Origin of the sequence: Variovorax pasteuri (assembly GCF_051216435.1) — a bacterium.
Taxonomy (GTDB): domain Bacteria; phylum Pseudomonadota; class Gammaproteobacteria; order Burkholderiales; family Burkholderiaceae_C; genus Variovorax.
This window is the reverse complement of record NZ_JBPJZS010000002.1, coordinates 754,578-781,111: the sequence shown is the minus strand read 5'-3', so window position 1 is coordinate 781,111 and position 26,534 is coordinate 754,578. Positions and strand designations below refer to the sequence as shown.

Below are 26,534 nucleotides of genomic sequence, written 5' to 3'. Positions count from 1 at the left end.
ACATGCATGCATCCCGCTTCCTCGCGCGCCGCTCGCTGGCGCTCGCCACGGCCGCCGCGCTGCTCGGCCTGGCCGCCCCGGGCGCCTTCGCGCAGGGCGCCGCCTACCCGGCCAAGCCCATCACCATGATCGTGCCGTTCCCGCCGGGCGGGCCGACCGACCTGGTCGCGCGCGTGCTCGCGCAGAAGCTCGGCGAGCAGATGGGGCAGACCGTGCTGGTGGACAACCGCGGCGGCGCCAACGGCAACATCGGCGCGCAGCTGGTGGCCAAGGCCCCGGCCGACGGCTACACCATCCTCTACAACACCTCGTCGATCACGCTGAGCCCGGCGCTCTACAAGAGCGTGTCGTACGACGTGCAGAAAGACTTCGCGCCCGTGGCGCTGGTGGCCGTGGTGCCGCTCGCGCTCGTCGTGCATCCGTCCATTCCGGCCAAAACCGTCAAGGAGTTCGTGGCCTACGCCAAGGCGCATCCGGGCAAGCTCTCGTACGGCTCGGCGGGCAACGGCAACGTCACGCACCTGGGCGCCTTCCAGTTCGTGCAGGCCAACGGCCTGGAGGCCACGCACGTGCCCTACAAGGGCAGCGCGCCGGCCGACGTCGACCTGGTGGGCGGGCAGATCCAGTTCATGACCGACACCGTCAACTCGGTGATGAGCTTCGTGCGCGACAAGCGCATGAAGATGCTGGCCGTGACCACGGCCAGGCGCATGACCCTGTTCCCCGACGTGCCCACGCTGGCCGAGTCGGGCATGCCCGGTTTCGAGGTGGGGGCGTGGCAGGGCGTGATGGTGCCCGCGGGCACGCCGCCGGCCGTGGTCGACAAGCTCAACGCGGAGATCGTCAAGGCGCTGAAGTCGCCCGACGTGCGCGATCGCCTGGCGCTGCAGGGCGCCGAGCCGCTGGGCTCCACGCCGCAGGAGTACGGCGCCTACGTGAAGAAGGAGCTGGCCCGCTGGGCCGGCGTGGTGAAGGCCACGGGCGTGACGCTCGATTGAAGGCGATGCACATGACCTTTACTTCCAAGCTCATCGCCCCCTTGCTGGCGCTGGCGGCCGTGTTCGGCGCGGGCCCCGCAGCGGCGCAGACGGCTGCGGACTTTCCGTCGAAGCCGATCAAGTTCGTCGTGCCCTTCCCGCCCGGCAGCGGCACCGACACCTCGGCGCGCTACTTCAGCCGCAAGCTCACCGAACTCACCGGCCAGCCGGTGGTGGTCGAGAACAAGCCCGGCGCCAACGGCTTCATCGCGGTGAAGGCGGTGCTCTCGGCGCCGGCCGACGGCTACACCGTGTTCGTCGGCAGCAACTCCACGCTGGCGGTGAACGTGGCGCTGTTCAAGTCGCTGCCCTACGACCCGGTGGCCGACCTGGCGCCGCTCACCATGATGATGCGTTCGCCCGCGCTCGTGGTGGTGCCCGGCAACTCCGAATACAAGACGCTGGCCGAGCTGATCGCGGGCGCCAAGGCCAAGCCCGGCGTGCTGAACTACGGCGCGGGTTCGGCCGGCTACCAGCTGATGTCCGAGCTCTTCAACGAAGCGGCCAAGGTGCACACCGCCCATGTGCCCTTCAAGGGCGCGGGCGAGGCGGTCATCGCGGTGGTGTCGGGCACGGTGAACATGGCCTTCGCCGAGATCACCAGCGTGCAGGAGCTGGCCAGGTCGGGCAAGGTGCATGCGCTGGCCGTGGCGGCCGACAAGCGCATTCCCGCGTTGCCTTCGGTGCCCACGGCCGGCGAGGCCGGGCTGCCGGGCTTCGCGGCCTACACCTGGGTCGGTGCGATGGTTTCTTCGAAGACGCCCAAGGCCGAGACCGACAAGCTGGCAGCCTTGCTCACGAAGATCGAAACCATGCCCGAGACCCGCGAGTTCTACGAACGCATCGGCGCCGAGGTGATGCGCGGCGGGCCCGAGGAAATGCGCGCTTTCCAGGGCGCGGAAATCCAGCTGTGGAAGCGCATCGCGGTCAAGGCCAATGTCGAGCAGCAGTAGGGCAACCGCCATGAACAACCCGCCCGCACAGGCTTCGGCAGGCGCGCTGTCGCACATCCGCGTGCTCGACCTGTCGCGCGTGCTGGCCGGGCCCTGGGCCAGCCAGACGCTGGGCGACCTGGGCGCGGAGGTCATCAAGATCGAGCGCCCCGGGCGCGGCGACGACACGCGCCTGTGGGGCCCACCCTTCCTGAAAGACCGCGAGGGCGAAGACACACGCGACTCGGCCTACTACCTCTGCGCCAACCGCAACAAGAAGTCGGTCGCCATCGACTTCACCACCGCGGCGGGCCAGGCGCTGGTGCGCGAGATGGCCAAGCGCTGCGACGTGGTCATCGAGAACTTCAAGGTGGGCAGCCTCGCGCAGTACGGGCTCGACCACGCGTCGCTGCATGCCGTCAACCCGCGGCTGGTGTATTGCTCGATCACCGGCTTCGGCCACACGGGCCCGTATGCGGAGCGCGCGGGCTACGACTTCCTCATGCAGGGCATGGGCGGGCTCATGAGCATCACCGGACGCGCCGACGGGGAAGAGGGCGCGGGCCCGATGAAAGTGGGCGTGGCGCTCACCGACATCCTCACGGGGCTCTATGCGAGCACCGCCATCCTGGCCGCGCTGCAGTCGCGCGACCTCACGGGCGTGGGGCAGCACATCGACCTGGCGCTGCTCGACGTGCAGGTCGCCTGCCTTGCCAACCAGGGCATGAACCACCTGTATGGCGGCTCCCCCAGGCGCATGGGCAACGCGCACCCGAACACCGTGCCGTACCAGGACTTTCCGACGCAGGACGGCTTCATGATCCTGGCCATCGGCAACGACGGGCAGTTCGGCAACTTCTGCCGCGCGGTCGGGCATGCGGAGTGGGCCGGCGACGCGCGCTTCAGGACCAATGCCGACCGCATCGCCCATCGCACGGTGCTGATCGCGCTGATGCGCGAGCTCACCGTCACGCGCGGCACCGCCGAGTGGATCGCGCTGTTCGAGCAGGTGGGCGTGCCCTGCGGCCCCATCAACACCATCGCCGATGTGTTCGAAGACCCGCAGGTGAAGGCGCGCGGCACGCAGATCCGCATGACGCACCCGGTGGCCGGGGAGATTCCGCTGGTGGCCAGCCCGCTGCGCATGTCGCAGACGCCGGTGCAGTACCGCCGAGCGCCGCCGCTGCTGGGCCAGGACACGCGCGACGTGCTGGCCGACGTGATGGGCATGGCGCCGGAGGCGATTGCCGATTTGATGAAACAAGGAGTAGTCGTATGAGCGCGCTGACCTCGCTGTCCATGACAGCGATCCCGCCCGAGGACGAGGCGCTGCGCGCGCCCGTACGGGCCTTTCTTTCCGACGCGCTGGCCAGCGTGCCCGCGCACATCCGCGCCAAGTCGTGGTCGGGCTACGACAGCGCCTTCAGCCGCGAACTCGGCAAGCGCGGCTGGCTCGGCATCACGCTGCCCAAGGAATACGGTGGCGGCGGCCGCAGCGCCTTCGCGCGCTACGTGCTGGTCGAGGAGTTCCTGAACTTCGGCGCGCCCGTCGGCTCGCACTGGATCGCCGACCGCCAGAGCGGCCCGCTCATCCTGAAGTACGGCACCGAGGCGCAGAAGCGCTTCTACCTGCCGCCGATCTGCCGCGGCGAGTCGTTCTTCTGCATCGGCATGAGCGAGCCCGATGCCGGCTCCGACCTGGCCAGCGTGCGCACCCGCGCCGTGCGCACGGACCAGGGCTTCACGCTCAACGGCCAGAAGATATGGACCACCAACGCGCACCACTGCCAGTACATGATCGCGCTGGTGCGCACCTCGGGCGACGCGCAGGACCGGCAGAAGGGCCTGTCGCAGGTCATCGTCGACCTGGGCCTGCCGGGCGTCACGGTGCGGCCCATCACCGACCTGTCGGGCGATTCGCATTTCTGCGAGGTGTTCTTCGACAACGTGGCGCTCGCACCCGGCGCGCTCATCGGCGAGGAGGGCAGGGGCTGGGAACAGGTGACTGCCGAGCTGGCCTTCGAGCGCAGCGGGCCCGAGCGGCTGTTCTCCAGCATCGTGCTGTTCGACGAGTGGCTGGCCTTCGTGCGCACCGAGGCCGGCCGCACCCCGGCATCGGTGCGGCTGGCCGGCAAGATACTGAGCCAGCTCGCGCCGCTGCGCGCCATGTCGCTCGCCGTCACCGAGAAGGTGGCGCAGGGAGGCAGCCCCGTCGTCGAGGCTGCGCTCGTCAAGGACCTGGGCACCGGCGTGGAGCAGCTCATTCCCGCCGCCATTGCCGACGACCTGTATGCCCGCGACGGGCAGGACATTCCGCTCGAACTGCTGCGCACGCTCGACTACGTGACGCAGGTGGCGCCGTCGTTCTCGCTGCGCGGCGGCACGCGCGACATCCTGCGCGGAATGATCGCGCGTGGCCTCGGCCTGCGTTGACACCACAAGGACAACCCACGATGGACGACATCTACATCGACGCCCTGCGCGGCGTACTCACCGACCGCTGCACGCTGCAGGCCGTGCGCGACATCGAAGGCGGGCAATCGGCCGAAGCGCTGTGGGAGGCCATCGAGGAATCGGGCTTCGCCGATGCGCTGCTGCCCGAGGCCGAAGGCGGCGCGGGCCTCTCGCTGGCCGAGGCCTTTCCGCTGCTCGAGCTGTGCGGCGCCTTCGTGGTGCCCGTGCCGCTGGCCGAGACCATGGTGGCGCGCTCGCTGCTGGCGCAGGCGGGCGTGGCGCGGCCCGGCGGCAGCATCGCGCTGGCGCAGGGCCGCCTGCAGGGCGACGGCACGCTGGTGTGCGAGCGCGTGAGCTTCGGCCGCGTGGCCGATTGGGTGCTCGTGGGGCTGGGCAAGACCTGCCTGCTGCTGCCGGTGGATGCGGCAGCCCAGGTCGATGCCGTCGCGCCGCTGGACGCGACGCTGTCGTGGCCGGCCCCTGCGCAGTCCGCCGCGCTGCCGATGCCGGGTGTGGCCGACGTGCGCGTGCCACTGGCCTGCGTGCTCGCCGCGCAGCTCGCCGGCGCGCTGATGAGCGTTTTCACGCGCACGCTGCAGTACGCCAACGACCGCCACCAGTTCGGCCGGCCCATCGGCAAGTTCCAGGCCGTCCAGCACCAGCTGGGCGTGATCTCCGAGCACGCCTTCGCGGCCCGCATGGCCGCGCAGATGGGCTGCAGCACCGACCGCCTGCGCGTGGCCATCGCCAAGGCGCGCACCAGCGAGGCCGCGCTCGAAGTGGTGGCGCTGAGCCACTCCATCCACGGCGCCATCGGCTTCACCGAGGAGTTCGACCTGCAGCTGTACACGCGCCGCCTGCACGCCTGGCGCCAGGCCGGCGGCTCCGAGTCCTATTGGCACGACGTGGTCGGCCGCGCGCTGGTGGACCAGCGCCAGGGCCTTGCGCTCGACCTCGTGCGCGCCACCACCGACCTTGTTTGAAAAGAGAACCTCCATGACGACCTTCCTGAAGTCCGAGCGCGACGGCGCCATCCTCACGCTGACCATGAGCCAGCCCGAAACGCGCAACGCGCTCACGGGCAACACGGCGGTCGACGAGATCGTGCAGGCCTGCGCGCAGGTCACGCTGGACCGCAGCATCCGCGTGGTCGTGCTCACCGGCGCCGGCCCCGTGTTCAGCTCGGGCGGCAACGTGAAGGACATGCAGCGCTATGAGCGGGAGGGCCTCTCGCCCGAGGTCATCCGCGAGGAGTACCGCAACGGCATCCAGCGCCTGCCCAAGGCGCTCTACAACCTCGACGTGCCGGTCATCGCCGCGGTGAACGGCGCCGCCATCGGCGCGGGCATGGACCTGACCTGCATGTGCGACATCCGCATCGCGTCGGACAAGGCGACCTTCGCCGAGAGCTTCGTCAAGGTCGGCATCGTGCCGGGCGACGGCGGCGCGTGGCTGCTGCCGCGCGTGGTGGGCATGTCGAAGGCGTCGGAAATGGCGTTCACCGGCGACCTGCTCACGGCGCAGGAGGCCCTGGCCTGCGGCCTGGTGTCGCGCGTGGTGCCGCATGAGCAGCTGATGGAAGAAAGCCTGAAGCTCGCCGCGCGCATCGCCGCCAACCCGGGCGGCGTGCTGCGCATGACCAAGCGGCTGCTGCGCGAAGGGGAGCGCAGCACGCTCGAATCGCTGCTCGAGATGTCGGCGGGCTACCAGGCCATCGCGCACATGACCGGCGACCACCGCGAGGCGGTGCGCGCCTTCGTGGAAAAGCGCAAGCCGGTGTTCGGCAACGAATGAGGGCGCGCCGGCCGCACGCGCGCGAAGCGGTGCGGCCGGCGCTGCGGGGTCAGGCGATGTCGAACCGGTCGAGGTTCATCACCTTGGTCCAAGCCGCCACGAAGTCGGCAACGAACTTGTCCTGCGAATCAGCGCTGCCGTAGATCTCGGCGATGGCGCGCAGCTGCGCGTTCGAGCCGAAGACCAGGTCGGCGCGCGTGCCGGTCCACTTGAGTTCGCCCGACCTGCGGTCGCGCCCTTCGTACTGCTCGTTGCCGCCCGAGGCCGGCTTCCACTCCGTGCCCATGTCGAGCAGGTTCACGAAGAAGTCGTTGCTCAGCGTGCCCGGCTTGCCGGTGAACACGCCGTGCTTGCTCTGGCCGACATTGGCATCGAGCACGCGCAGGCCGCCGACCAGCACCGTCATTTCAGGCGCCGTGAGCGTGAGCAGTTGTGCCCGGTCGACCAGCAGCACTTCGGCCGGCACGCTGAAGCGCGCCTTCGTGTAGTTGCGAAAGCCGTCCGCGGCGGGTTCCAGCGGCGCGAAGGAGGCCACGTCGGTCTGCGCTTGCGAGGCGTCCGCACGGCCCGGCGTGAACGGGACCTTGACCTCGCGGCCCGCGTTGCGCGCGGCCTGCTCCACACCGGCGCCACCGGCCAGCACGATCAGGTCGGCCAGGGAGATCTGCTTGCCGCCCGTCTGGGCGCCGTTGAACTCGCTGCGAATGCCTTCCAGCACCTGCAGCACCTTGACCAGCTGCGCCGGCTCGTTCACGGCCCAGTCCTTCTGCGGTGCCAGGCGGATGCGCGCACCGTTGGCGCCGCCGCGCTTGTCGGAGCCGCGGAAGGTCGATGCCGAAGCCCATGCGGTCGAGACCAGCTGCGCCGGCGTGAGGCCCGACGCCAGCACCTTCTGGCCCAGCGCCGCGACGTCCTGCGCATCGACCAGTGCATGGTCGACCGCGGGAATCGGGTCTTGCCAGATCAGTTCTTCGGCCGGCACTTCGGGGCCGAGGTAGCGCACGCGCGGTCCCATGTCGCGGTGCGTCAGCTTGAACCAGGCGCGGGCGAAGGCGTCCGCGAACTGGTCGGGGTTCTCGAGGAACCGGCGCGAAATCTTTTCGTAGGCCGCGTCGATGCGCAGCGACAGGTCGGTCGTGAGCATGGTCGGCGCGTGGTGCTTGGAGGGGTCGTGCGCGTCCGGAATGGTGCCGGCACCGGCGCCGCCCTTGGCCACCCACTGGTGGGCGCCCGCGGGGCTCTTGGTCAGCTCCCATTCGAAGCCGAACAGGTTCTCGAAGAAGTTGTTGCTCCACTTCGTGGGCGTGGTGGTCCAGGTCACTTCCAGGCCGCTGGTGATGGTGTCGCCGCCCTTGCCGGTGCCGAAGCTGTTCTTCCAGCCGAAGCCCTGGGCTTCGATGCCGGCCGCCTCGGGTTCGTGCGCCACGTTGGACGCCTCGGCCGCGCCGTGGGTCTTGCCGAAGGTGTGGCCGCCGGCGATGAGCGCCACGGTTTCCTCGTCGTCCATGGCCATGCGTGCGAAGGTGTCGCGGATGTCGCGCGCCGCGGCCAGCGGGTCGGGGTTGCCGTCCGGTCCTTCGGGGTTCACGTAGATCAGGCCCATCTGCACGGCAGCCAAAGGGTTCTCGAGGTCACGCGTGTGCGGCACCTTGCTGTCGTCGTCCTTCACGAGCACGCCGCGGTCCTTGTCGACGCCGGGCGAGCCTTGTGCGTAGCGCACGTCGCCGCCGAGCCAGGTCTTCTCGCGGCCCCAGTACACGTCCTGGTCGGGTTCCCACACGTCCGCGCGGCCGCCGGCGAAGCCGAAGGTCTTGAAGCCCATGGTCTCGAGCGCGACGTTGCCCGTGAGGATCATCAGGTCGGCCCACGAGATCTTCTTGCCGTACTTCTGCTTGATCGGCCAGAGCAGGCGGCGCGCCTTGTCCAGGCTCACGTTGTCGGGCCAGCTGTTGAGCGGCGCAAAGCGCTGCTGCCCACGACCGGCGCCGCCGCGGCCGTCGCCGATGCGGTAGGTGCCGGCGCTGTGCCAGGCCATGCGGATGAACAGCGGGCCGTAGTGACCGAAGTCGGCCGGCCACCAGTCCTGCGAGTCGGTCATCAGCGCGGCCAGGTCCTTTTTCACGGCGGCCAGGTCGAGGCTCTTGAACTCCGTGGCGTAGTCGAAGCCGCTGCCCATCGGGTCGGACTTGGACGAGTGCTGGTGCAGCAGGTCCACGCGCAGTTGCTGGGGCCACCAATCGCGGTTGGTGGTGCCGGCGCCTGCGGCCTGGCTGAATGGGCACTTCGCTTCGGTCTTTTCATTGCTCATGGAGGATCTCCTGGTTTGTGCTGTGGGGACCGGCAAATTCTCTGACAGATGCCGCGGTGGGGCGAATAGAACCATTTAATTCCGGTGATAGCGGGCCGGCCGTCTGGCTGTAAAAAGGAAGACTTGTTTCCCGGTGCATCCACGAATGCGAACGAACGACTTCGACACCCCGCAGCCCACGCCGCCACGGCCCACGTCCTATTTCTGGAGCGGCGACGCCCTGCGCAGCCGGGGCGTGAGCCATGTCGTGCTGTCGGGCACGCTCGATGTGCCCGAGCCGCCCGCGCGCCTGGTGGCGGATTGGGAGCGGGACATCGCATCGACGCTGGCCCTGGATCCCGGCGACGTCGAGACGCTGCCGCTGGCCAGGGCGCGCATGCGCTGGCCGGATTACAGGCATTGCGTGCAGGCCGCGGCCGACTGGACGCGCGCGCTGGGCCTGCCCGAGGTGCTGGCCGCCAGCGACGTCGCCCTCATGGCCTGCCGCGGCGCGCGCTATCACCACGACGGCGAGCAATACGGCGGCGCGGCCTTCTGCAATCTCTTCCTGAGCGAGGACAAGGGCCTCGACCTGCATTTCCCCGGTGCGGGCGTTCGCATTCCCCTGACCCGGGGCACCGCCGTGGTGTTCGACACCGGCCAGCCCCATGCCGTGATCCGGCGCGGCACCGGCGGCTTCGATGCGGCCGATTTCGCGCCCGACCACGATTGCACCCTGGTATTCCTGACCTGGGAGCTTCCCCTGGAAGACGGCCCCGTGGGCCGCGCACTCCGGGTCACTTTCGACACCGACCCCGCCACCGCGCTGCAACTGGCCGAGGAGCAGGTCTGGCTGGACGGCGCCCGGGCCGTCGTGTGCCCCGAATCCGGCGTGTGGCGCCGTGCCGACTGACGGATGTCATACTCCCCAGCCCCCCAACAACTAGCCAGAAGCCCGCTGAATGGAAAACGAAGTCGATCCCCAGGTACTCGCTGTCATCAATGAAAAGCGATTGTCCGGACCACGGCTCACCCCCGTCGAAATCGTTGCCAAGATGGGTGTGTTCGACGCCCGCGAAAAGCCGTTCGACCACGCCTGGCTCGCCACGGGCGACAACGTCATCGCCACCATCTGGGCCGAGTGGGTGAGCGTGGGCGCCGGCGGACGCTGGTTCTGCCTCGAGCCGCTCGACGTGCAGCGCCGTGCCGACGGCGGCGCACGCAGCGCCCATCAGGTCCAGCGCGCCAAGGACCGCCTGTCGTTGCTCAAGCGCACCTGGGACGCAGGCACCGGCTTTCGCGCCGTGGTGCAGACCAACCGCATCGCCATCGTCGAGCTCGAGAGCAACAAGGACGCCAAGGTGTCCACGCGCGTGCGCGACGACGACGAATGGCACGTGGCCAGCTGGGAACTCGACGACAAGCTGGCCGTGCTCGTGCGCGGCCCGCGCGGCTGGGTTCCGACCGACGAAGAAATCAAGACCGCCAAGGCGCGCAGCAATGTGCCGGAGCCGGAAGTGCTGGCCCCCGTGGTCGCCAGCCAGGCCTCGCAGGAAGAAATCCTGGCTGCCGCGCTCGCTTTTGTCACGCGCCATTTCAAGGGCTACGGCTACAAGGCCGAGAACGTGAGCGAGCAGAACCTCGGCTACGACCTCGAAGTGTCGAACTCCAAGGGCGCAACGCTCCTCAGGGTCGCGGTGAAGGGCACCGGCTCGGGCGTGTCGAGCTTCCAGCTCACGGCCGAAGAGCGCACCAGCCTGGCCCGCGAGCCGCTGTGGCGCCTGATCGTGGTGCTGGACGCCATCGGCCCGACGGCGCAGCACAAGATCTTCAAGGCCTCCGAGATCAGCTCGGCGCCGGGGTACGACCCGCTGGGTTGAAGGTCTTCAGCCTTCGATAGAGCAACATCGCCCCGTATTGCGGGGCGATGTTGCTTGTGTCGAGTGACTCTGGAGGGAGTGCCGCCTCACCGCTGCGGCATATCCTTCACCGAATACCCCAGGCTTACCGTTGCGTCCTCCGGAATTGCAGGCATCGTCGCATTCCAGGCTGCCCAATCTGCCCGCATCGCGGCGAGCCTCTCAGGCTCCTTCTTGGCCAGGTTCGCCCGCTCCCGCTCGTCGGATGGAATGTTGAACAGGTATTCGTTCCCGTCCACCTTCAGGTACTTCCAGTCCCCATCGCGCAGGGCTTCCTGCCCCCGGTGGTTCATGCGCCAGTGCAGCGGCCGGCGGAAGCTCTTCGTCGCGTCCTTGAGCACAGGCATCAACGACACGCCGTCCAGCGGATAGGCCGGATCGGCCGACACGCCGGCCGCGTCGAGCATCGTTGCGGACCAGTCCATCGTCATGCACAGCTGCGTGCTTTCGCCGCCCTTGCCGATCACGGCGGGCCAGTGCGCGATCCATGGCACGCGGATGCCGCCTTCGGTCAGGTCCATCTTGCCGCCCACCAGCGGCCAGTTGTCCGAGAAGCGTTCCCCGCCGTTGTCGCTGGTGAACACCACCAGCGTGTTTTCCGCCATGCCGTGCTTTTCCAGCGCGGCCATGATCCAGCCGATGCCTTCGTCCATGTGATGGATCATGCGGCGGTACACGTGGATGTTGCCGCCGGCCAGGTCGAACAGGTTGTCCTTGATGGTCGGCGCCTTCTCGGCGTCGTCGCGCGTCTCCCACGGCCAGTGCGGTGCGGTGTAGTGCAGGCTCAAAAAGAACGGCGCATCTTGCGCGGCCATGCGCTCGACGTAGTCGACCGCGCGCTTCGAAAGGATGTCGGTGAGGTAGCCGTCTTCCTTCTTGTCTTCCTCGCCGAACCACAGGTCGTGGCGGCCGGTGGAATCGCAGTGGGTGAAGTAGTCGACGCCGCCCGACATGGGCCCGAAGAACTCGTCGTAGCCCGAGCGCAGCGGCCCGAAGGTGGGCGGGTAGCCCAGGTGCCATTTGCCGATGAGCGCGGTCTGGTAGCCGCTGGCCTTCAGCAGCGACGGCAGCGTGGGGTGGTCGGTCGGCAGGCCCAGCGTGGTGCTGCCGCGGCTCTTGCTGTTGATGGGCTCCTCGGCCGCACCGCGCAGGCGGTACTGGTAGCGCGCGGTGATCATGCCGAAGCGCGTGGGCGAGCACACGGGCGAGTTCGCGTAGCCCTGCGTGAGCTTCAGCCCGTTGGCCGCCAGGCCGTCGAGCACGGGCGACACGGGGCCGAACGCGGCGTCGCGCCCGCCGTAGCAGCCCAGGTCGGCGTAGCCGAGGTCGTCGGCAACGATGAAGATGATGTTGGGTCGGGTCATGTCTCTGCTGTGGATGTTGTGGGGGCTCAGGGCTGGTAGCCGGACTTCTGCACCACGGGCGCCCACTGCGTCTTGTAGGCCTTGAGCATCGCGGCGGTCTGCGCCTGGGTGCTGACCACCGGCGTCATGCCGGAGTCCTTGAACTTGCGTTGCGTGTCCGCGTCCTGCATGACTTCACGGATGGCCGTGGCCAGCTGCTCGACCTTGGCCTTGGGCATGCTGGTCGGCGCGAAGAAGGTGTTCCAGCCGGTGGCGGACAGATCGAGGCCGGCTTCCTTGAAGGTGGGAATGTTCGGCGCGAACGGCGAGCGCTTGGCACCCGACAGCGCCAGGATGCGCAGCTTGCCTGCCGCATGCTGCGGCAGCACCACGTCTTCGGTGTCCACCGCAATGGGCACCTGGCCGCCGATCAGGTCGTTCAGCAGCGGGGCGGAGCCGCGATAGCCGATCACCTGCGTCTGCACCTTGGCTTTTTCGCCCACCATCAGGCCGAAGAAGTGCGGCAGGCTGCCGGTGGCGGGCACGCCCACGTTGGCCTGCGCGGGGTTGGCGCGCATCCAGGCGAGCAGGTGGCTCAGTTCGCGCACGGGCAAGGTGGGCGACACGGCCAGCGCGAAGTCGTAGTCGTTGACGTGCGACACGGGCACGAAGTCGCGCTCGGCGTCGTAGTTGTTGTCCTTGAAGACCAGCGGCGCGACCACCATCACGGCGGGGTTGGCCAGCATCAGCACGTTCTGGTTGGCGGGCGTGATCTTCACCTGCTGCGCCGCCAGGCGCCCGCCCGCGCCGGGCTTGTTGTCGACGACCACCGGCACGCCCAGCTTGGCCGAGAGCTTGTCGCCCACGATGCGCGCCACGCGGTCGGTGGCGCCGCCCGGGGCGTAGCCGACCACGAGGTGCAGCGGGGTCTCGAGCTTGGCCTGGGCGGCTGCGCCGGTGGCGAAGGCCGCCGTGGCGGCGGCGATGGCCAGCAGACCGACCAGGCGGCGCGTCACGCGCGGGGTGGACAGGGAGGAGGGCGAATTGGTCAGCATGATGGGCAGGTCCTGGTCTTCGTCGTTCGGGCGGTGGCCGGTGAGTGTGGCCGCGAGGTCCGCGGTTGCGGACGATTCTGAAGACGCGGCGTCTGATTGTTCAAATCAACCATCGCCCGTGTTAACCCGAAGGTGTCAATCGACCTTCATGCCTGTTGCTTTCACGATGCGCCCGTAGCGCGCCTGGTTCGCGGCCAGGTGCTCGCTGGCGGCGTTGCCGGTTTCGCCGAGCGCCACCATGTCGAGCGAGGCGAGGCGCGACTTGAGCTCGGGCAGGGCCATGGCCTTGTGCAGCGACTGGCGCAGTGTCTGCATCACCGGCTCGGGCGTGGCCGCGGGCACCATGGCGATGTAGAGCACCTCGAACTCCAGGTCTTTCAGGCCCAGTTCGCCCACGGTGGGCACCTGCGGCAGCAGCGGCGAGCGCTGCCTGCCGGTGACGGCCAGGGCGCGCAGCTTGCCCGACTGCACCTGGGGCAGCAGGCCCGGCGTGGCCAGGATGCCGGCCTGCACCTCGTTGCCCATGAGCGCCAGCACGGCCGGCGCGTTGCCCTTGTAGGGCACGTGCGTGATCTTCGCGCCCGTCTCGGTGGCGAAGATCTCCGCCGCAATGTGCCCCGGGCTGCCGTTGCCGGCCGAGCTGAAGGTGGCGGGCTCGGCCTTGGCCTGGGCGATGAACTCGGGCAGCGTCTTCGCCTTCACGCCGGAGCCCACGCCGAAGCTCAGGCCCGAGGAGCTGAAGATCATCAGCGGCTTCAGGTCCTTCGCGGCGAAGGGCATGGCCGCATACAGGTGCGGGTTGATGGTGAAGGTGCTGTCGATGCCCAGCAGCACCGTGTAGCCGTCGGCCGGGCTCTTGGCGACCAGGTCGGCGCCGATGTTGCCGCCCGCGCCGGGGCGGTTGTCGACGATGAAGGGCTGCTTCAGGTCCTTTTGCAGCGCGTCGGCCAGCGCGCGGGCCAGGATGTCGATGGGGCCGCCCGCGGGAAAGTTGGTGAGGAACTTCACCGCCTTGGTGGGGTAGGGCGCATCGGCCGCGACGGCGGCGTTGCCAAGGGACAGCGCGGCGCAGGCCGCGAGGGCCGCAAGGGCCGCACTGGCGAGGCGGCGGCGCGCGCCGCCGGAAGCGTTCTGCAAACGGTGGGTCATGTGTCTCTCTTTGTCTTTCTGTGGCTCTGGACCGAACGCAACTCTAGAAGGGCGGCTTTCGCTTCACAACTGAAAGCTCATCCGCCAGCTATTCCCTGTCGTTATATTTGAACGATGCCGCCCCCGAAGGAAACACCGTGTCAGCCATGAACTTTGCACGCTTGAAGATGCGCCATCTGCAGTGCCTGGTGATGGTGGCGCAGGAGCGCAACCTGGTGCGTGCGGCCCGGGCGCTGTCGCTCACGCAGCCGGCGGTGTCCAAGACCGTGGCGGAGCTGGAGGAAATCGTCGGGCGGCAGTTGCTGCTGCGCCGCCGCCGCGGGGTGGAACTCACGCCGGCCGCCGAGGTGCTGGTGCGGCATGCCGTCTCGGCGTTGCGCGGGCTGCGCGAAGGCCTGGGCCTGGCCATGGACCAGCCCGAGGCCGACCAGCTGCGCGTGGCCGTCGGCGCGCTGCCCAACATGGCGGGCGAGCTGTTGCCGCAAGCCGTGGCGCAGCTGCACGCAATGCACCCGGCGGTGCGCGTGCGCGTGGTGAGCGGCACCAATGCGTAGCTCATGACGCAGCTGCGCCAGGGCGAGATCGACCTGGTGCTGGGCCGGCTCGCGCAGGCTTCGGCCATGGCCGACCTGGCGTTCGAGCACCTCTACAGCGAGCCGCTGCGGCTGGTGGTGCGGCCCGGGCATCCGCTGGCGTCGCGGCGCAAGCCGACGCTCGATGCGTTGGCGGCCTATCCGCTGGTGCTGCCGGTGTCGGGCACGCTGATCCGGCACACGGCGGACGCCTTCCTCATCGCGCAAGGCATGGCATTGCCGAACCAGTTGGTGGAGGCGACCGACACCAGCTTCGCGGTCGGCCCGCTGCAGCGTTCGGAGGCGGTGTGGTTCGCACCGCAGGGCGCGGTGGAAGGGCTGCTCGCGCGCGGCGAGCTCAAGCGCGTGGCCCTCGACACCGCCAGCACCGAAGGGCCGGTGGGGCTCACCGTTCGGCGAACCCTGGAGGCCGGCGAGGCGGGTGAGCTCGGCGAGGGCGCGCGGTTGCTGATCGAGGAGATCCGCGGCATCGTGCGCAAGCGCAAGGCCTGATGCCGCGCTGCGGGTCGCGCAACGCTCAGTGGGCGATCCTGGGGTTCGGGTATTCGCAGCCCACTTCGACGCGACCCTTGAGCTTGCTCGCCACGATCCATGCGCCCTTGCCGGCCTCGCGTGCCAGGCCCCGGCCGTCGACGCCGCGCAGGCCCAGCCGGCGCGCCACCGCATCGAGGTCGGTGCTGTCGGTCACGGCATGCACCGAGTAGTTGCCCAGCTCGTGGCTGCCGAAGCGCACGTCCTGCACCTGGAAGCCCGCCACCGTGATCGGCTGGGGCAGGTGCCACACGTCGGACATGAAGGCGCTGAGCTCCGCGCTCTTGCTCCAGCCCGCGAGCGAGCCGTCTTCCAGCTTGTCGGCGTAGGCCGGAATGCCGCTGGCAGCGCCCTTGCATTCGATGAGCGTCTGCAGCGATGGCAGCGCCTTGCCGCTGTCCGCCGGCGCAGCCATGGTCGACTGCGCCAACAGCACGAACAGGCCGACGACTGCCACCGGAAACGACCAGTACTGCATCGGCACCCAGAAGAACTTGTGGCGCTTGTAGAGCAGCACCGTCTCGTTGGTCTTGGCGTCGACCAGCTCGCGTGGCGGCTTGCTGTTGAGCTTGCGGCCGATGAACCAGTTGGCCGCCGCGCCCGAAAAAATGCCGAGTGCAATGGCGACCATCAGCCACTCGCTGTGCCCGATGGCGCCGAGCAGGCGCTCGAGCAGCATCGAGACCGCCATGGAAGTGACGAACACGATGGGCACCACCAGAAAACCAAGACCCGACCAGACAAAAATCATTGCACTCTCCCCGTGCCGCGTGTGCGGCGAATTTTGAAAAAGGGCGAAGTATCGGTCAGGTAACCTGCGTTGCCGGCGCGGCGGCATCCGGCACCTTGCAAGTTCTTCGCGCGCGCGCCGACAGACCATGAACCAAACCCCCAGCTTCCCCGATTCCCCCGCCGAACCACCCCGGCGCCAGTCGCTCGTCGATGCACTGCGCGGCTTCGCGCTGCTGGGCATCCTGGTGGTGAACATCGCCAGCTTCTCGTCGACCTACTACGGGGCGGGTGTGCCCGACCCGCTGGGCCTGTCGCTGGTGGAGCGTGGCGCGTCGTTCGTGCGCACCTTCGTGTTCGAGACCAAGTTCTACCTGCTGTTCTCGTTCCTGTTCGGCTACAGCTTCAGCTTGCAGATGCAGGCCGCGCAGCGCATCGGCACGCCGTTCGCGCCGCGCATGGCGCGCCGGCTCCTGGGGCTGTGGGTGCTCGGCGTGCTGCATGCGGTGGTGCTGTACCACGGCGACATCCTCACCACCTATGCGGTGATCGGTGCGGTGCTGCTGATGCTGCGGCGGCGCGGCGATGTGGTGCTGACGTGCTTCGCCATCGGGCTGGTGCTGGCCACGTCGTTGCTGTGGGCCGGCATCGGCTACCTGCTGGCATTCGTCAACCTGTCGACGGACATGCGCGGCGCGTACGCCGAGGCGGGCAGGGCGCTGGCGGCCTACCGCGGCACGCCCGCCACGGTGATCGTGCAGCACGTGCACGAGCTGACGCAGATCTGGTGGATCACCGTGCTGGTTCAGGCGCCGACGGCGCTGGCCATGTTCTTTGCCGGCTTCATCGCGGGCCGGCGCGGGCTGTTCGTGAATGCCGCGAAGCACCGCACCCTGTTCCGGCGCCTGCTGGTCTGGGGGCTCGCGATCGGCCTGCCGGGCGCCGCCGTCTATGCCTGGCCGTCGGCGCGCGTGGAAAACTCGATCCGCGAGATCTACGGCCTTTCCGCGACCCTGCTGACCGCGCCGTTCCTGTCCGCCGCCTACGCGAGCGGGCTGGTGCTGTGGATGCTCGGCCCTCGCGGGAATGCCGTCGAAGGCCTGCTCGCGCCGGCCGGGCGCATGGCCCTGTCGAACTACCTGCTGCAGTCGCTGGTGTGCGCGTGGCTCTTCCTGGCCTACGGCCTGCGATGGGTCGGCACCTTCGGCCCGCTCGCCACCACCGGCATTGCCTTCGCGATCTTCGGGTGCCAGCTGGTGCTGAGCCGCTGGTGGATGCGCCGCTTCGTCTACGGCCCGGTCGAATGGCTGCTGCGGGCGTTCACGAATCTCGAACTGCCGCCCATGCGGAAAAGGCCGGCGTCACCCGCTCAGCGCGCGAGCAAGGTGGAGAGCTGATAGACCGCAAAGGCCAGCAAGACCGCGCCCGACAACCGGTTGATGAACCGCATGGCGCCATCGCCGAGCTTGTGCCGCACCGACGCCACCGCCGTCGACAGGCCGAGCCACCACAGCGCGGAGCCCAGGAACACGCCCAGCACCATCGTCGCCGCCGCACCGGCGCTGCCCACGTGGCCGGCAGCGATGGAGGCGAACACCGCAATGAACGACAGGATCGTCATCGGGTTGGCCAGCGTCAGCACGAAGATCGACAGCATTGCCTTCACCGGCGTGGCTGCGTCCTGCGCCGCCCTGGCCGTGGACGCGGCCGGCGCGCGAAGCAGCTGCACGCCCATCCATGCGAGAAACGCCGCGCCGCCCAGCGCCAGCGGCACGCGCGCGGCAACCATGGTCGAGACGACGGCCGACACCCCGAGCGCGCCGATGGCCCCGTAGACCGCGTCGGCCAACGCCGCGCCCAGCCCGCTGAGAAAGCCGATGCCGCGCCCATGCGCCAGCGTGCGCTGGATGCACAGCAGCCCGATCGGGCCGACCGGGGCGGCGATGGAGAGCCCGATGACCAGGGCCTTGAGGAAGAGAGCGAGATCCATGCAGGAATTGTCTTGGGGCGTATCGATGGAGAGAATGGCGAAACGCAGGCGCAACGCCTTGTTTGCCTGAAATCGGAAGCCCATCGTCAACCCGAGCCTGAAATTCATGGAAATCGACAGCAAGAACTGGCAGATCCTCGACGTGCTGCAGGCCGATGCACGCACCTCGCTCACGGCGCTGTCGAAGCAGGTGGGCCTGTCGGTGCCTTCGACCTCCGAGCGCGTGAAGCGGCTGGAAGAGGCCGGCGTGCTCGACGGCTACCGCGCGGTGGTGCCGCCGCGCAAGGTCGGCTACACCGTGACGGCGCTGGTCGGCATCACCACCGCGCAGCCCGACAAGGCGCGGCTGCTGAAGCTGCTCAAGGGCAAGACCGAGGTGCTGGAGTGCTTCCACGTGACGGGGCAGGACTCGTATGTGCTCAAGGTGATTGCGCGCGACATCGAACACCTCGAAGCCTTCGTGAGCAGCATCAACCACCTGGGCGAGACGCGCACGTCGATCGTCATGTCGATGCCGATTCCGGCGCGGCCCGTGGCGGTGCCTGCGGGCATGGCCGAGCTCAGGCCGGCGAAGCCGGCATAGACAACGCGGCATCGGCCGGCGCGTCCCATGACACGTCACCGCCGATCACGCGTGCGCGCCTGGACAAGAGCCCCGAAACGGACTCGGCTCAGGCAGGAGGCACGGCCGGCAGCGGCCGCGACCACAGCCAGGCCAGCACCGTTGCCATGCACGCGATGGCCAGCACGGCGAGCCATGCGCGGTGCGCGGTGAACGACACGATCACCGCGCAGACCGCCATGGTCACCGTCGCGCTCCACTTGGCACGGCGGCTCACGGTGCGGCCGTTCTCCCAGTTGTGCAACAGCGGGCCGAACAGTCGATGGCTCAGCAGCCACGCGTGCAGGCGCGGCGAGCTGCGCGCGGCGGCCCAGGCGGCCATCAGGATGAACACCGTCGTCGGCATGCCCGGCAGCACCACGCCGATGAGGCCCAGCACCAGGCACAGCACGGCAAAGGCGTACAGCAGGAACCGCGTGAGCGGGGAGTTTCGTTCGGGGTCTGGCTTCAACGCAGCACGCTCGGGCTGTTCAGGCCGTTCAGGCGGCCATCGCCCGCGGCTGTTCCCGCTCCTGCGGGCCGTCGCTCTCGATGCGCATCTTCGGCAGGAACTGCGGGTACTCGCGCTGCATGAAGTCGATCAGCCCTTCGCGCACGCTGCAGCGCAGGTCGAAAGCCAGGCTCGACGTGGCTGCGGTGCACAGCACGCGGAGCTGCATGGTGCGTTCGGTCGCGTCGGTCACGCGCAGGTTGAAGAAGCGGCCGTCCCACTCGGGCGCGGCCTTCACGATGCGCTCCACCTCTTCGCGCAGCGGCGCGAGCGGCATGCCGTAGTCGGCGTAGATGAACACCGCGCCCAGCAGTTGCGCCGAATGCCGCGTCCAGTTCTGGAACGGCTTCTCGATGAAGTAGGTCAGCGGCAGGATGAGGCGGCGCTCGTCCCAGATCTTGATGACCACGAAGGTGCCGGTGATTTCTTCCACGCGGCCCCATTCGCCCTCGACCACGAGCACGTCGTCGATGCGGATCGGCTGGGCCAGCGCAATCTGCAGGCCCGCGATGAGGTTGCTGAACACGGGCTTGGCCGCCAGGCCGGCCACGATGCCGATGACACCGGCCGAGGCGAGCAGGCTGGCCCCGACCTGGCGCGCGCCCGGAAAGGTCATGAGCATCATCGCGGCGCCGGCCACCAGCACCACCGTGGCGGCGGTGCGTGCCAGCACGCGGGTCTGGGTGAGCACGCGGCGCGCCTGCAGGTTGTCCGACACGTCCGAAGGGTTCTGCGCGAGCACGCCGTCGGCGAAGCCGCTGATGGCCTTCACCGCGAGCCAGGTGGTCGATGCGATGAGCAGCAACCCGGTGAAGTGGCGCACGTTGCCGATGAAGCGCAGGTCGTCGGGCGCGCCCTGCCACACCACGTTGAGCGCCACCAGCGGCAGCACGAGCCGCGCCGCGGCGTTGCAGTTGACCACCATCGTGTGGATCGTCGGGGCCGGGCGGGTGATCCGCCTGAGCACCATGCCACCGATGCGGTGGGCGAGAAGAGAAAGGGGAACTGCGATCAGGGCGGCAACCCATGTGCCGAACCAGGGGTGGGCAAGTATCTCTTTGGTCATCAGGCGGTGGTCGTCTTTGCTGTTTCCGTTGTCTCGTTCAGAGGTTGAAGAATGCGCGCCGCGTCGTCGCGCAGCTGCGTGGCGAGCGCCGTGGCCTGGTCGAGCCGGCGCAGCAGCCAGGGGCTGATGTCGTTGTCGAAGGGGTCGGGCAGGGGAATCGGTCCGCCCACGGCGGTGGAGCCGGCGCTCTCGGGTTGAGAGGGCCCGGTGGTGGGCAGAGTTCCGATGGCGGCTTCGATTCTTTGCGAGGTGCGGCTGATCGGGCCCACGATGTCGTCCGGCGTGAGGCGGTCGCGCCGCAGCACGAGCATCGACTTCACCGCGCTCAGCTGCGCGAGCAGCTGGTAGCTGTGGGCCTGCAGGTGTTCGAGCGGCTCCAGCGGCGGCTGCACCGCGCGCGGTTCGGACAGCGAACGCTGCGTGGCCTGCACCAGCGCCGAGAGGCTGTCGTAGGCCTCGCGGCGCGCGAGGCGCCATTCGAGTTCGGGGCTGCTGTCGATGGCCTGCAGCTGGCCCAGGCCGAGCGCCAGGCGCGCATGGCGCGCCTGCGCGGTGAGCACGCGCGCCACCAGCGCCGGAATCTGCGTGCGCTCCCACGAGGGAAGCACGTAGCAGAAGCCCCAGGCCAGCGTGGCGCCGATCAGCGTGTCGGCAATGCGCTCGAACAGCGCGAAGATGGGTGCCACGCCCACGTTCAGCATGTGGGCCTGCACCAGGCCGAGCACGGTGGCCGCCACGGCGGTGATGAGGTAGCGCCGCACCGCGAAGCTGTGCGCAATGGCCTGCGCAACGGTGACGAACACCAGCAGCATCAGCGCCGACGGATGCGCCGACAGCAGCCCCACCGCGAGCACGCAGCCCAGCAGCGTGCCGGCCACCCGCGCGTTGCGGCGCTCCAGCGTCTGCGAGAGGCTGCCGCGCAGCACCACCACGATGGTCAGCAGGATCCAGTAGTCGTGCGAGCCCCAGGGCATCGACACCGCGATGGCGTAGCCCGCGGCAATGGCCAGCGCGGCGCGAATGGCGTGGCGCAGCGGCGGCTGGTCCCAGCGCCACAGCGTGAAGAAGGGGCGAAACGACCAGTCGGTCGGGCTCACGAACATCTGCCAGTTGGCGCGCACCACCGCCAGGTTGGGCTCGACGTCGCCGCGCGCCATGGCCGACAGGCGCAGCACTTCGTCGTTGATGTGGCCGATGCGGCTGGCCAGCCCGCGCGCGAGCATGGCTGCGGTGGGCCCGATGTGGCCACCTTGGCTGTTGCTGTCGTCGGACGAGACCTGGATGGCCGCCAGGCGCGGCCGGCGGTCGGCCACGGCCTCGGGGTGGCGGCGCATCAGCAGGGCGTCGGCCAGCGCGATGGTTTCGTCGGACAGCTCCTCGAGCACGGTGCGCATCTGGATGAGCGCCTCGGCATGCGCCGGGTGGGCGCGCAGGGTGTCGAGGTCGAGCTCGCTGGCCAGCAACTGGTCGCGCATTTCGAGCACGATCACCAGCATGGCAGCCAGCCGCTGGCGGCGCGGCGTGCGCGGCGACTCGAGCACGATGTCGCGCGTGGCCTGCAGCTGGTCGGCCAGCGCGGCCTGCTCGCGCAGCAGCTGGCCCAGCAGCGGGGCGGGGGTGTCGCGCACGTCGCGCGTTTCGTCCTGCGGCAGGAACTGGCTGGCCTCGGTGCGCATCAGCGCGGCCAGCGAATACAGCACGTCGGCGATCGACTGGGTGCGAAAGCGCCCGTTGAGCAGCAGGTTCGACAGCGTCGCCCAGATCACGTACAGGCCGGCGCCCATGCCGAAGTGCCAGGTGCGTTCGAGTGCGTCGGCCATGCCGGTGGGCGTGGGCGTGGCCATCGAGAAGATCATGGAGAACATCACCGCGATGGCGATGGGAATGCCCCGCTTGCCCCAGGCCATGGCCAGGAAGGCCATGAAGGTGGCGGGCACCAGCAGCAGCCCGAGGCGGATGGGCGCGGTGTGCAGCATCTGCACCGCAAAGAACAGCGGCAGCCCGATGAGCGGCGCCGGCAGCATCTGCAGGAACTTGCCGCGGCGCGGGCCGGGCAGGTCGGGCGGCGCGGTGACGATCACGCCGGTAGCGGCGGCCGAGGCCGCGAGCGTGCCCAGCCAGAAGTGGATGCCGCCCGAGATGAACAGCAGCCCCAGCGCCACGGTGAGCCCGCTCGCGACGTAGTGGCTCAGCGCAATGCGCAGGGCGGCGCGAAGGCGGGGCGCGGCGTGGGGCCCCGGCATCACTTGGCGGAAGCGTCGCCCTCGGAGGGGCCACCGGCGGTGGGTGCGTCGCGGCGGATGCGCGTGAGCTTGCGCGGTGCGGCGGGTGCCGCGGCGGGCGCGTCGCCGTCGGCCGGCGCATCGGCGAAGTCGACCACCGTGCTGCGGGCGTACAGGTCTGCCGAGGCTTCCTCAGGGTTCGACTTGGTCGAGGCGGACACCGCGCGCACGCGGTCGCTGGCGCGCAGCTTGTCGTCCACGTTGGCGAACTTCGAGTACTTGGCGAGCAGCGGCACCAGCTGGCCGTAGATGCGCGGTGCGGCGGCCAGGCATTCGCGCTGCTCGATGAAGTCGGGCTCGCCCGTGAAGTTGCCGATCAGGCCGCCGGCCTCGGTGACCAGCAGCGAACCCGCGGCCACGTCCCAGGGGTTGAGGCCGGTTTCGAAGAAGCCGTCGGTGAAGCCGGCGGCCACGTAGGCCAGGTCGAGCGCGGCGGCGCCGGGGCGGCGCAGGCCGGCCATGCGGGGCATCATGTCGGCCATGATGGCCAGGTACTGCTTGAAGTTGTCGCCGGTGCGGAACGGGAAGCCGGTGGAGATCAGGCACTCGCTGAGCTTCACGCGCTTGGACACGCGGATGCGCCGGTCGTTCATGTAGGCGCCGCGCCCCTTGGTGGCGGTGAACAGGTCGTTGCGGCTCGGGTCGTAGATGACGGCCTGCTCGATCTTGCCGCGCACCGACAGCGCGATGGACACGCAGTACACCGGGAAGCCGTGGATGAAGTTGGTGGTGCCGTCCAGCGGATCGATGATCCAGACGTAGTCGGAGTCTTGCGCACCATGCTCGGTGCCCGATTCTTCGGCCAGGATGCCGTGCCCCGGGTACGCGCCAAGCAAGGTCTCGATGATGACCTTCTCGCTGGCGTGATCGACTTCGGTGACGAAGTCGTTGACCTGCTTCTGGGAGATGCGCACGGCCTCGACGTCGAGGGCGGCGCGGTTGATGATCGCGCCGGCGGCGCGTGCGGCCTTGACGGCCACATTGAGCATGGGATGCAGGTTGGGGGACGACATTGGATTGTGAGAAGAACAGGAAAGGAGCCTCTGGGAACCCCTGGAAGCGACCCGGCGATGCGGGCGGCGAGAATCGGGGGATTTTACCGGGTCCGCCCGTTCGTGTCTCCCCAACCCGCCATGCGCACCCGTTTCATCCTGATCCAGACCAGCCACGCCGGCAATGTGGGCGCCGCCGCCCGCGCCATGAAGACCATGGGTTTCGACGACCTCGTGCTGGTGGCACCGCGCTGGGCCAACGTGCTGCGGCGCGAGGAAACCATCCAGCGCGCCAGCGGCGCGCTCGACGTGCTGACCAACGCCCGCATCGTCGAGACGCTCGACGAGGCCCTCGACGGCGTGACCCACCTGTGCGCCACGGCCATGATCGCGCGCGACTTCGGCCCGCCCACCCGCAGCCCGCGCGAATACCTGGAACCCCTGGGAAAGCAGGGCGACCAGCATGTCGCCTTCCTGTTCGGCTCCGAGCGTTTCGGCATGCGAAACGAAGACGTGTACCGCTGCAACGTGGCGCTGACCATTCCCACCGACCCGAAGTTCGGCTCGCTCAACCTGGGCGCGGCCATCCAGGTGGTGGCCTACGAATGGCGCCTAGCCCTGGGCGGCTATGGCGTGCGCGAGGCCACGCCCTCCGTGCAGGCCGACGCGCAGGCCGTGGCCGGCATGCTCGACCACTGGGAGCGCTCGCTGGTGGAGATCGGCTTTCTGGACCCGGAGGCGCCCAAGAAGCTCATGCCGCGGCTGCAGCAGCTGTTCAACCGGGCCCAGCCCACGCCGGAAGAGATCCACATCCTGCGCGGCATCGCCAAGGCCATGAGCGACGCCACGCGCCCGCCCCGCGGCGCAACCGCCCCGAAGGACCCGACGGGTCCGTAAACCCCCATTGCCTGTACGCGATGACGGCGGGTTATAGACTGCGCGCCCCCTATCGATATAACGAAAACAAAGGCAGCGATGTTCTCTCGACTGCGCGCCGACATCCGGTGCATCCTCGAACGCGACCCGGCCGCCCGCAGCGCCTGGGAAGTAGTGACGCTCTACCCCGGCTTCCATGCCGTGGTGCTGCATCGTTGGGCCCACGCGTGCTGGAACCACGGCTTCAAGTGGTCGGGCCGTTTCATCGCGCACTGCGCGCGCGGCCTGACCGGCATCGAGATCCACCCGGCGGCCAAGATCGGCGAACGGGTGTTCTTCGACCATGCCATGGGCGTGGTGGTGGGCGAGACCGCCGAGATCGGCGACGGCTGCACCATCTACCAGGGCGTGACGCTGGGCGGCACCTCGCTCTACAAGGGCGCCAAGCGGCACCCGACGCTGGGCCGCAACGTGGTGGTGAGTGCCGGCGCCAAGGTGCTGGGCGGGTTCCTGGTCGGCGACGGCGCGAAGATCGGCAGCAACGCGGTGGTCATCAAGCCGGTGCCGGCAGGGGCGACGGCGGTGGGCATTCCGGCACGCATCATTCCCTCGAAGACGGGCGAGAGCGCCGATGTGGCCGCGCCGCAGAAGTTCTCTGCCTACGGCATCACGCAGGAAGACGATCCGCTGAGCCAGGCCATGCGCGGGCTGATCGACAACGCTTCCAGCCAGGAGCACCAGATCGCGCTGCTGTGGCAGGCCATCGAAAAGCTGTCGGCCCAGCCGGGCACCAAGGACTGCGTGCCGTGCGACGCGGCGCGCGACCAGAGCTTCGAGGCGGAAAAGCTGTCGCAGCTCGTGGGCAAGTAGGCCCGCGCTTCAGTCCGCCGGCGGCGGGCGGCGCGCCACGAAGTAGCCGTGGTTGCGCGCCCAGAGCACCACCGCGCCGCGGCTGTGCACGTCGAGCTTGGCGTACACGGTGGACACATGGTTTCGCACCGTGCTCAGCGCCACGCCGAGCTTCTTGGCGATCTCCTTGTCGGCCTGGCCCTCGCACAGGGCGTCGAACACGTCGCGCTCGCGCGGGGTCAGGTCGTCCAGTTGGGGGGCGCGGCCCTGCTCGTTGTGCCGCTTCACGTTGGCCAGCTTCTCGATCAGCGACTTGCTGAACCAGGAGGCGTCCTTCATCACGGTCTCGATGGCGCTGACCAGCTCCAGCTCGGAGCGCTTGCGCTCGCTGATGTCCAGCCAGGCCATGAGCACGCAGGCCTGGCCGTTGATCGTCACGTTCTCGGCGGACACCAGGCAGTCGATGGGCTCGCCGTCCTTGCGGCCGACGCGGAACTCGGCGGCCCTCACGCTGCCGCTTTGCGCCAACTGGGCCGCGATGGCCTCGCGCGCATCGTCCAGCCAGATGCCGGCCGTGTCCGCGGCGCGACCGACCAGGTCTTCGGCCGCGTAGCCGGTCACCGCGGTGAACGCCTCGTTGATGTCGAGCAGCGTCAGGTCCTGCGCCCCCAGCACGGCGCTGGGCACGGGCAGCATGCGGAATGCCTTCTGGAACCGTTCCTCGCTCTGGCGCAGCGTGCTCTCGGCCTTGCGGCGGGGCTCCAGGTCCATGAAGGTGAAGAGCATGCAGGCCTCCTCGCCGATGTCGATCGGCTGGCCGGCCACCACCACCGGCTTGTGGCCGCCGTCGGGCAGCCGCAGCTCGGCCTCCATCTGCGGGATGGTGCCGCCTTCGCCCAGCCGCTCCACCGCCAGGTCGCGCTTGTCGGCATTCTCGAAAACGTCCAGCTGGTACACCGAGCGCCCGATGACCTGTTCGCGCACATAGCCCGTCATTTCCAGAAAGCCCTGGTTGACCTTGATGTAGCGCTGGTCGCTCAGGCGGCAGATCACCGCGGGCGCCGGGTTGGCATTGAAGGTCTTCTCGAAGCGGTTCTCGGCGCTGGCCCACTCGCTGGCGTCGTGCAGGATGAGCGCGAGGCAGTCGGGCTCGCCGTCGGTATTGGTCAGCACCAGGCTGCGCACGCGGTGCACCCAGTTCACCGTTTCGTCGTGCGCCGGAAACACCTCGACGATCACGTCGCTGAAGCATTCGCCGGCGATCACGCGCTCGATCGGGTACTGGCCTTCCTGCAGCGGGTGGTTGTTGCGGTAGCGCAGGCGAAAACGCTCGCGGTACTGCGTGACGTCGCCGCCCAGGTCGGCCACGGTGCCGACGCCGTGCATCTTCAGCGCGGCCTCGTTGGCCCAGACGATGCGCTGGTCGGGCTCGATGAGCATCACGCCCTCGGTGAGGCCGGTGATGATCTGCTGGAGCTGTCGTCTGTCGGTCTGGGTCTGTAGAACGCGATCGTTCATCGTGTGCATCTCGAACCGCGGAAAGC

Annotated in this window: 25 protein-coding genes; 14 read left to right on the top strand and 11 right to left on the bottom strand. The window is 69.0% G+C overall.

All coding sequences use genetic code 11. From position 1 onward, the window contains the following. Positions 1–2: 2 nt before the first annotated feature. From ACSFBM_RS10770 to ACSFBM_RS10745, 6 genes are read left to right on the top strand one after another with little or no spacing between them, the layout of a single operon-like run. Positions 3–998 carry a Bug family tripartite tricarboxylate transporter substrate binding protein gene (locus ACSFBM_RS10770; RefSeq protein WP_435484320.1) on the top strand — a complete coding sequence of 332 codons (996 nt, stop codon included), beginning with the start codon at positions 3–5 and terminating at the stop codon, positions 996–998. Positions 999–1,009: 11 nt separating this feature from the next. Continuing rightward, positions 1,010–1,990, top strand: a complete 981-nt coding sequence (locus ACSFBM_RS10765; RefSeq protein WP_435484319.1) for a Bug family tripartite tricarboxylate transporter substrate binding protein — start codon at positions 1,010–1,012, stop codon at positions 1,988–1,990. Positions 1,991–2,000: 10 nt separating this feature from the next. Beyond that, positions 2,001–3,248, top strand: coding sequence for a CaiB/BaiF CoA transferase family protein (locus ACSFBM_RS10760; RefSeq protein ID WP_435484318.1), 1,248 nt, complete (start codon positions 2,001–2,003; stop codon positions 3,246–3,248). Next, positions 3,245–4,402, top strand: coding sequence for an acyl-CoA dehydrogenase family protein (locus ACSFBM_RS10755; RefSeq protein ID WP_435484317.1), 1,158 nt, complete (start codon positions 3,245–3,247; stop codon positions 4,400–4,402). Before ACSFBM_RS10760 ends, ACSFBM_RS10755 begins: the two co-directional genes overlap by 4 nt. A gap of 20 nt (positions 4,403–4,422) precedes the next feature. Then, the gene (locus ACSFBM_RS10750; protein WP_435484316.1) at positions 4,423–5,406 is read left to right on the top strand and encodes an acyl-CoA dehydrogenase family protein; all 984 of its coding nucleotides are present in this window, start codon (positions 4,423–4,425) and stop codon (positions 5,404–5,406) included. 13 nt (positions 5,407–5,419) lie between these two features. Beyond that, complete coding sequence (locus ACSFBM_RS10745; RefSeq protein ID WP_435484315.1) at positions 5,420–6,217, top strand: crotonase/enoyl-CoA hydratase family protein; 798 nt, start codon at positions 5,420–5,422, stop codon at positions 6,215–6,217. A 49-nt stretch (positions 6,218–6,266) separates the two neighbouring features. Here ACSFBM_RS10745 and katG read toward each other — a convergent pair whose 3' ends face one another. After that, positions 6,267–8,525: a catalase/peroxidase HPI gene (gene katG / locus ACSFBM_RS10740; protein ID WP_435484314.1), complete on the bottom strand. Its 2,259-nt coding sequence runs from the start codon at positions 8,523–8,525 to the stop codon at positions 6,267–6,269. A 145-nt stretch (positions 8,526–8,670) separates the two neighbouring features. On the opposite strand from katG, the gene ACSFBM_RS10735 reads away from it, so the two are divergent. After that, positions 8,671–9,417: a hypothetical protein gene (locus ACSFBM_RS10735; protein WP_435484313.1), complete on the top strand. Its 747-nt coding sequence runs from the start codon at positions 8,671–8,673 to the stop codon at positions 9,415–9,417. Between the two features lie 100 nt (positions 9,418–9,517). Beyond that, positions 9,518–10,384, top strand: a complete 867-nt coding sequence (locus tag ACSFBM_RS10730; RefSeq protein ID WP_435484312.1) for a protein NO VEIN domain-containing protein — start codon at positions 9,518–9,520, stop codon at positions 10,382–10,384. 86 nt (positions 10,385–10,470) lie between these two features. Here ACSFBM_RS10730 and ACSFBM_RS10725 read toward each other — a convergent pair whose 3' ends face one another. The 3 genes from ACSFBM_RS10725 to ACSFBM_RS10715 all read right to left on the bottom strand — a co-directional run bounded on the left by ACSFBM_RS10725 (position 10,471) and on the right by ACSFBM_RS10715 (position 13,970). Beyond that, positions 10,471–11,787, bottom strand: coding sequence for a sulfatase family protein (locus ACSFBM_RS10725; RefSeq protein WP_435484311.1), 1,317 nt, complete (start codon positions 11,785–11,787; stop codon positions 10,471–10,473). A 26-nt stretch (positions 11,788–11,813) separates the two neighbouring features. After that, entirely contained in the window at positions 11,814–12,821 is a 1,008-nt protein-coding gene (locus tag ACSFBM_RS10720; protein WP_435436547.1) for a Bug family tripartite tricarboxylate transporter substrate binding protein, read from the bottom strand. 135 nt (positions 12,822–12,956) lie between these two features. Next, positions 12,957–13,970, bottom strand: a complete 1,014-nt coding sequence (locus ACSFBM_RS10715) for a Bug family tripartite tricarboxylate transporter substrate binding protein (RefSeq protein WP_435484310.1) — start codon at positions 13,968–13,970, stop codon at positions 12,957–12,959. Between the two features lie 146 nt (positions 13,971–14,116). On the opposite strand from ACSFBM_RS10715, the gene ACSFBM_RS10710 reads away from it, so the two are divergent. Both ACSFBM_RS10710 and ACSFBM_RS10705 read left to right on the top strand, forming a co-directional pair. Further along, positions 14,117–14,524: a LysR family transcriptional regulator gene (locus ACSFBM_RS10710; protein WP_435484309.1), complete on the top strand. Its 408-nt coding sequence runs from the start codon at positions 14,117–14,119 to the stop codon at positions 14,522–14,524. A 3-nt stretch (positions 14,525–14,527) separates the two neighbouring features. Further along, the gene (locus tag ACSFBM_RS10705) at positions 14,528–15,055 is read left to right on the top strand and encodes a LysR substrate-binding domain-containing protein (protein WP_435484308.1); all 528 of its coding nucleotides are present in this window, start codon (positions 14,528–14,530) and stop codon (positions 15,053–15,055) included. Between the two features lie 25 nt (positions 15,056–15,080). On the opposite strand, the gene ACSFBM_RS10700 is transcribed toward ACSFBM_RS10705, so the two are convergent. Beyond that, a complete protein-coding gene (locus tag ACSFBM_RS10700; protein ID WP_435484307.1) occupies positions 15,081–15,845 on the bottom strand; it encodes a hypothetical protein in 765 nt (254 codons plus the stop codon). Between the two features lie 127 nt (positions 15,846–15,972). On the opposite strand from ACSFBM_RS10700, the gene ACSFBM_RS10695 reads away from it, so the two are divergent. Beyond that, the gene (locus tag ACSFBM_RS10695) at positions 15,973–17,220 is read left to right on the top strand and encodes a DUF418 domain-containing protein (RefSeq protein ID WP_435484306.1); all 1,248 of its coding nucleotides are present in this window, start codon (positions 15,973–15,975) and stop codon (positions 17,218–17,220) included. Here the strand turns inward: ACSFBM_RS10695 and ACSFBM_RS10690 are convergent. Beyond that, positions 17,193–17,813: a LysE/ArgO family amino acid transporter gene (locus ACSFBM_RS10690; RefSeq protein ID WP_435484305.1), complete on the bottom strand. Its 621-nt coding sequence runs from the start codon at positions 17,811–17,813 to the stop codon at positions 17,193–17,195. The two genes, ACSFBM_RS10695 and ACSFBM_RS10690, sit on opposite strands and share 28 nt — an antisense overlap. A gap of 106 nt (positions 17,814–17,919) precedes the next feature. Here ACSFBM_RS10690 and ACSFBM_RS10685 point away from each other — a divergent pair, with 106 nt between their 5' ends. Beyond that, entirely contained in the window at positions 17,920–18,396 is a 477-nt protein-coding gene (locus ACSFBM_RS10685) for an Lrp/AsnC family transcriptional regulator (protein ID WP_435484304.1), read from the top strand. Between the two features lie 88 nt (positions 18,397–18,484). On the opposite strand, the gene ACSFBM_RS10680 is transcribed toward ACSFBM_RS10685, so the two are convergent. Genes ACSFBM_RS10680 through ACSFBM_RS10665 form a run of 4 tightly spaced genes read right to left on the bottom strand, consistent with a single transcriptional unit; the run spans position 18,485 to position 23,286 of the window. Next, positions 18,485–18,886 carry a YbaN family protein gene (locus ACSFBM_RS10680; protein ID WP_435484303.1) on the bottom strand — a complete coding sequence of 134 codons (402 nt, stop codon included), beginning with the start codon at positions 18,884–18,886 and terminating at the stop codon, positions 18,485–18,487. Positions 18,887–18,914: 28 nt separating this feature from the next. Next, entirely contained in the window at positions 18,915–19,991 is a 1,077-nt protein-coding gene (locus ACSFBM_RS10675; protein WP_435484302.1) for a mechanosensitive ion channel family protein, read from the bottom strand. Beyond that, positions 19,991–22,234 (bottom strand): FUSC family protein, encoded by a 2,244-nt coding sequence (locus tag ACSFBM_RS10670; protein WP_435484301.1) that lies wholly within the window; start codon positions 22,232–22,234, stop codon positions 19,991–19,993. The genes ACSFBM_RS10675 and ACSFBM_RS10670 overlap by 1 nt, the downstream gene beginning before the upstream one ends. After that, positions 22,234–23,286, bottom strand: coding sequence for an inositol monophosphatase family protein (locus tag ACSFBM_RS10665; RefSeq protein WP_435484300.1), 1,053 nt, complete (start codon positions 23,284–23,286; stop codon positions 22,234–22,236). Before ACSFBM_RS10665 ends, ACSFBM_RS10670 begins: the two co-directional genes overlap by 1 nt. A 120-nt stretch (positions 23,287–23,406) precedes the next feature. On the opposite strand from ACSFBM_RS10665, the gene ACSFBM_RS10660 reads away from it, so the two are divergent. Continuing rightward, the gene (locus ACSFBM_RS10660) at positions 23,407–24,162 is read left to right on the top strand and encodes an RNA methyltransferase (RefSeq protein ID WP_435484299.1); all 756 of its coding nucleotides are present in this window, start codon (positions 23,407–23,409) and stop codon (positions 24,160–24,162) included. Between the two features lie 57 nt (positions 24,163–24,219). After that, a complete protein-coding gene (cysE, locus tag ACSFBM_RS10655; RefSeq protein ID WP_435484791.1) occupies positions 24,220–25,011 on the top strand; it encodes a serine O-acetyltransferase in 792 nt (263 codons plus the stop codon). Between the two features lie 9 nt (positions 25,012–25,020). Here cysE and ACSFBM_RS10650 read toward each other — a convergent pair whose 3' ends face one another. After that, the gene (locus tag ACSFBM_RS10650; protein WP_435484298.1) at positions 25,021–26,508 is read right to left on the bottom strand and encodes a PAS domain S-box protein; all 1,488 of its coding nucleotides are present in this window, start codon (positions 26,506–26,508) and stop codon (positions 25,021–25,023) included. Positions 26,509–26,534: the final 26 nt, after the last annotated feature.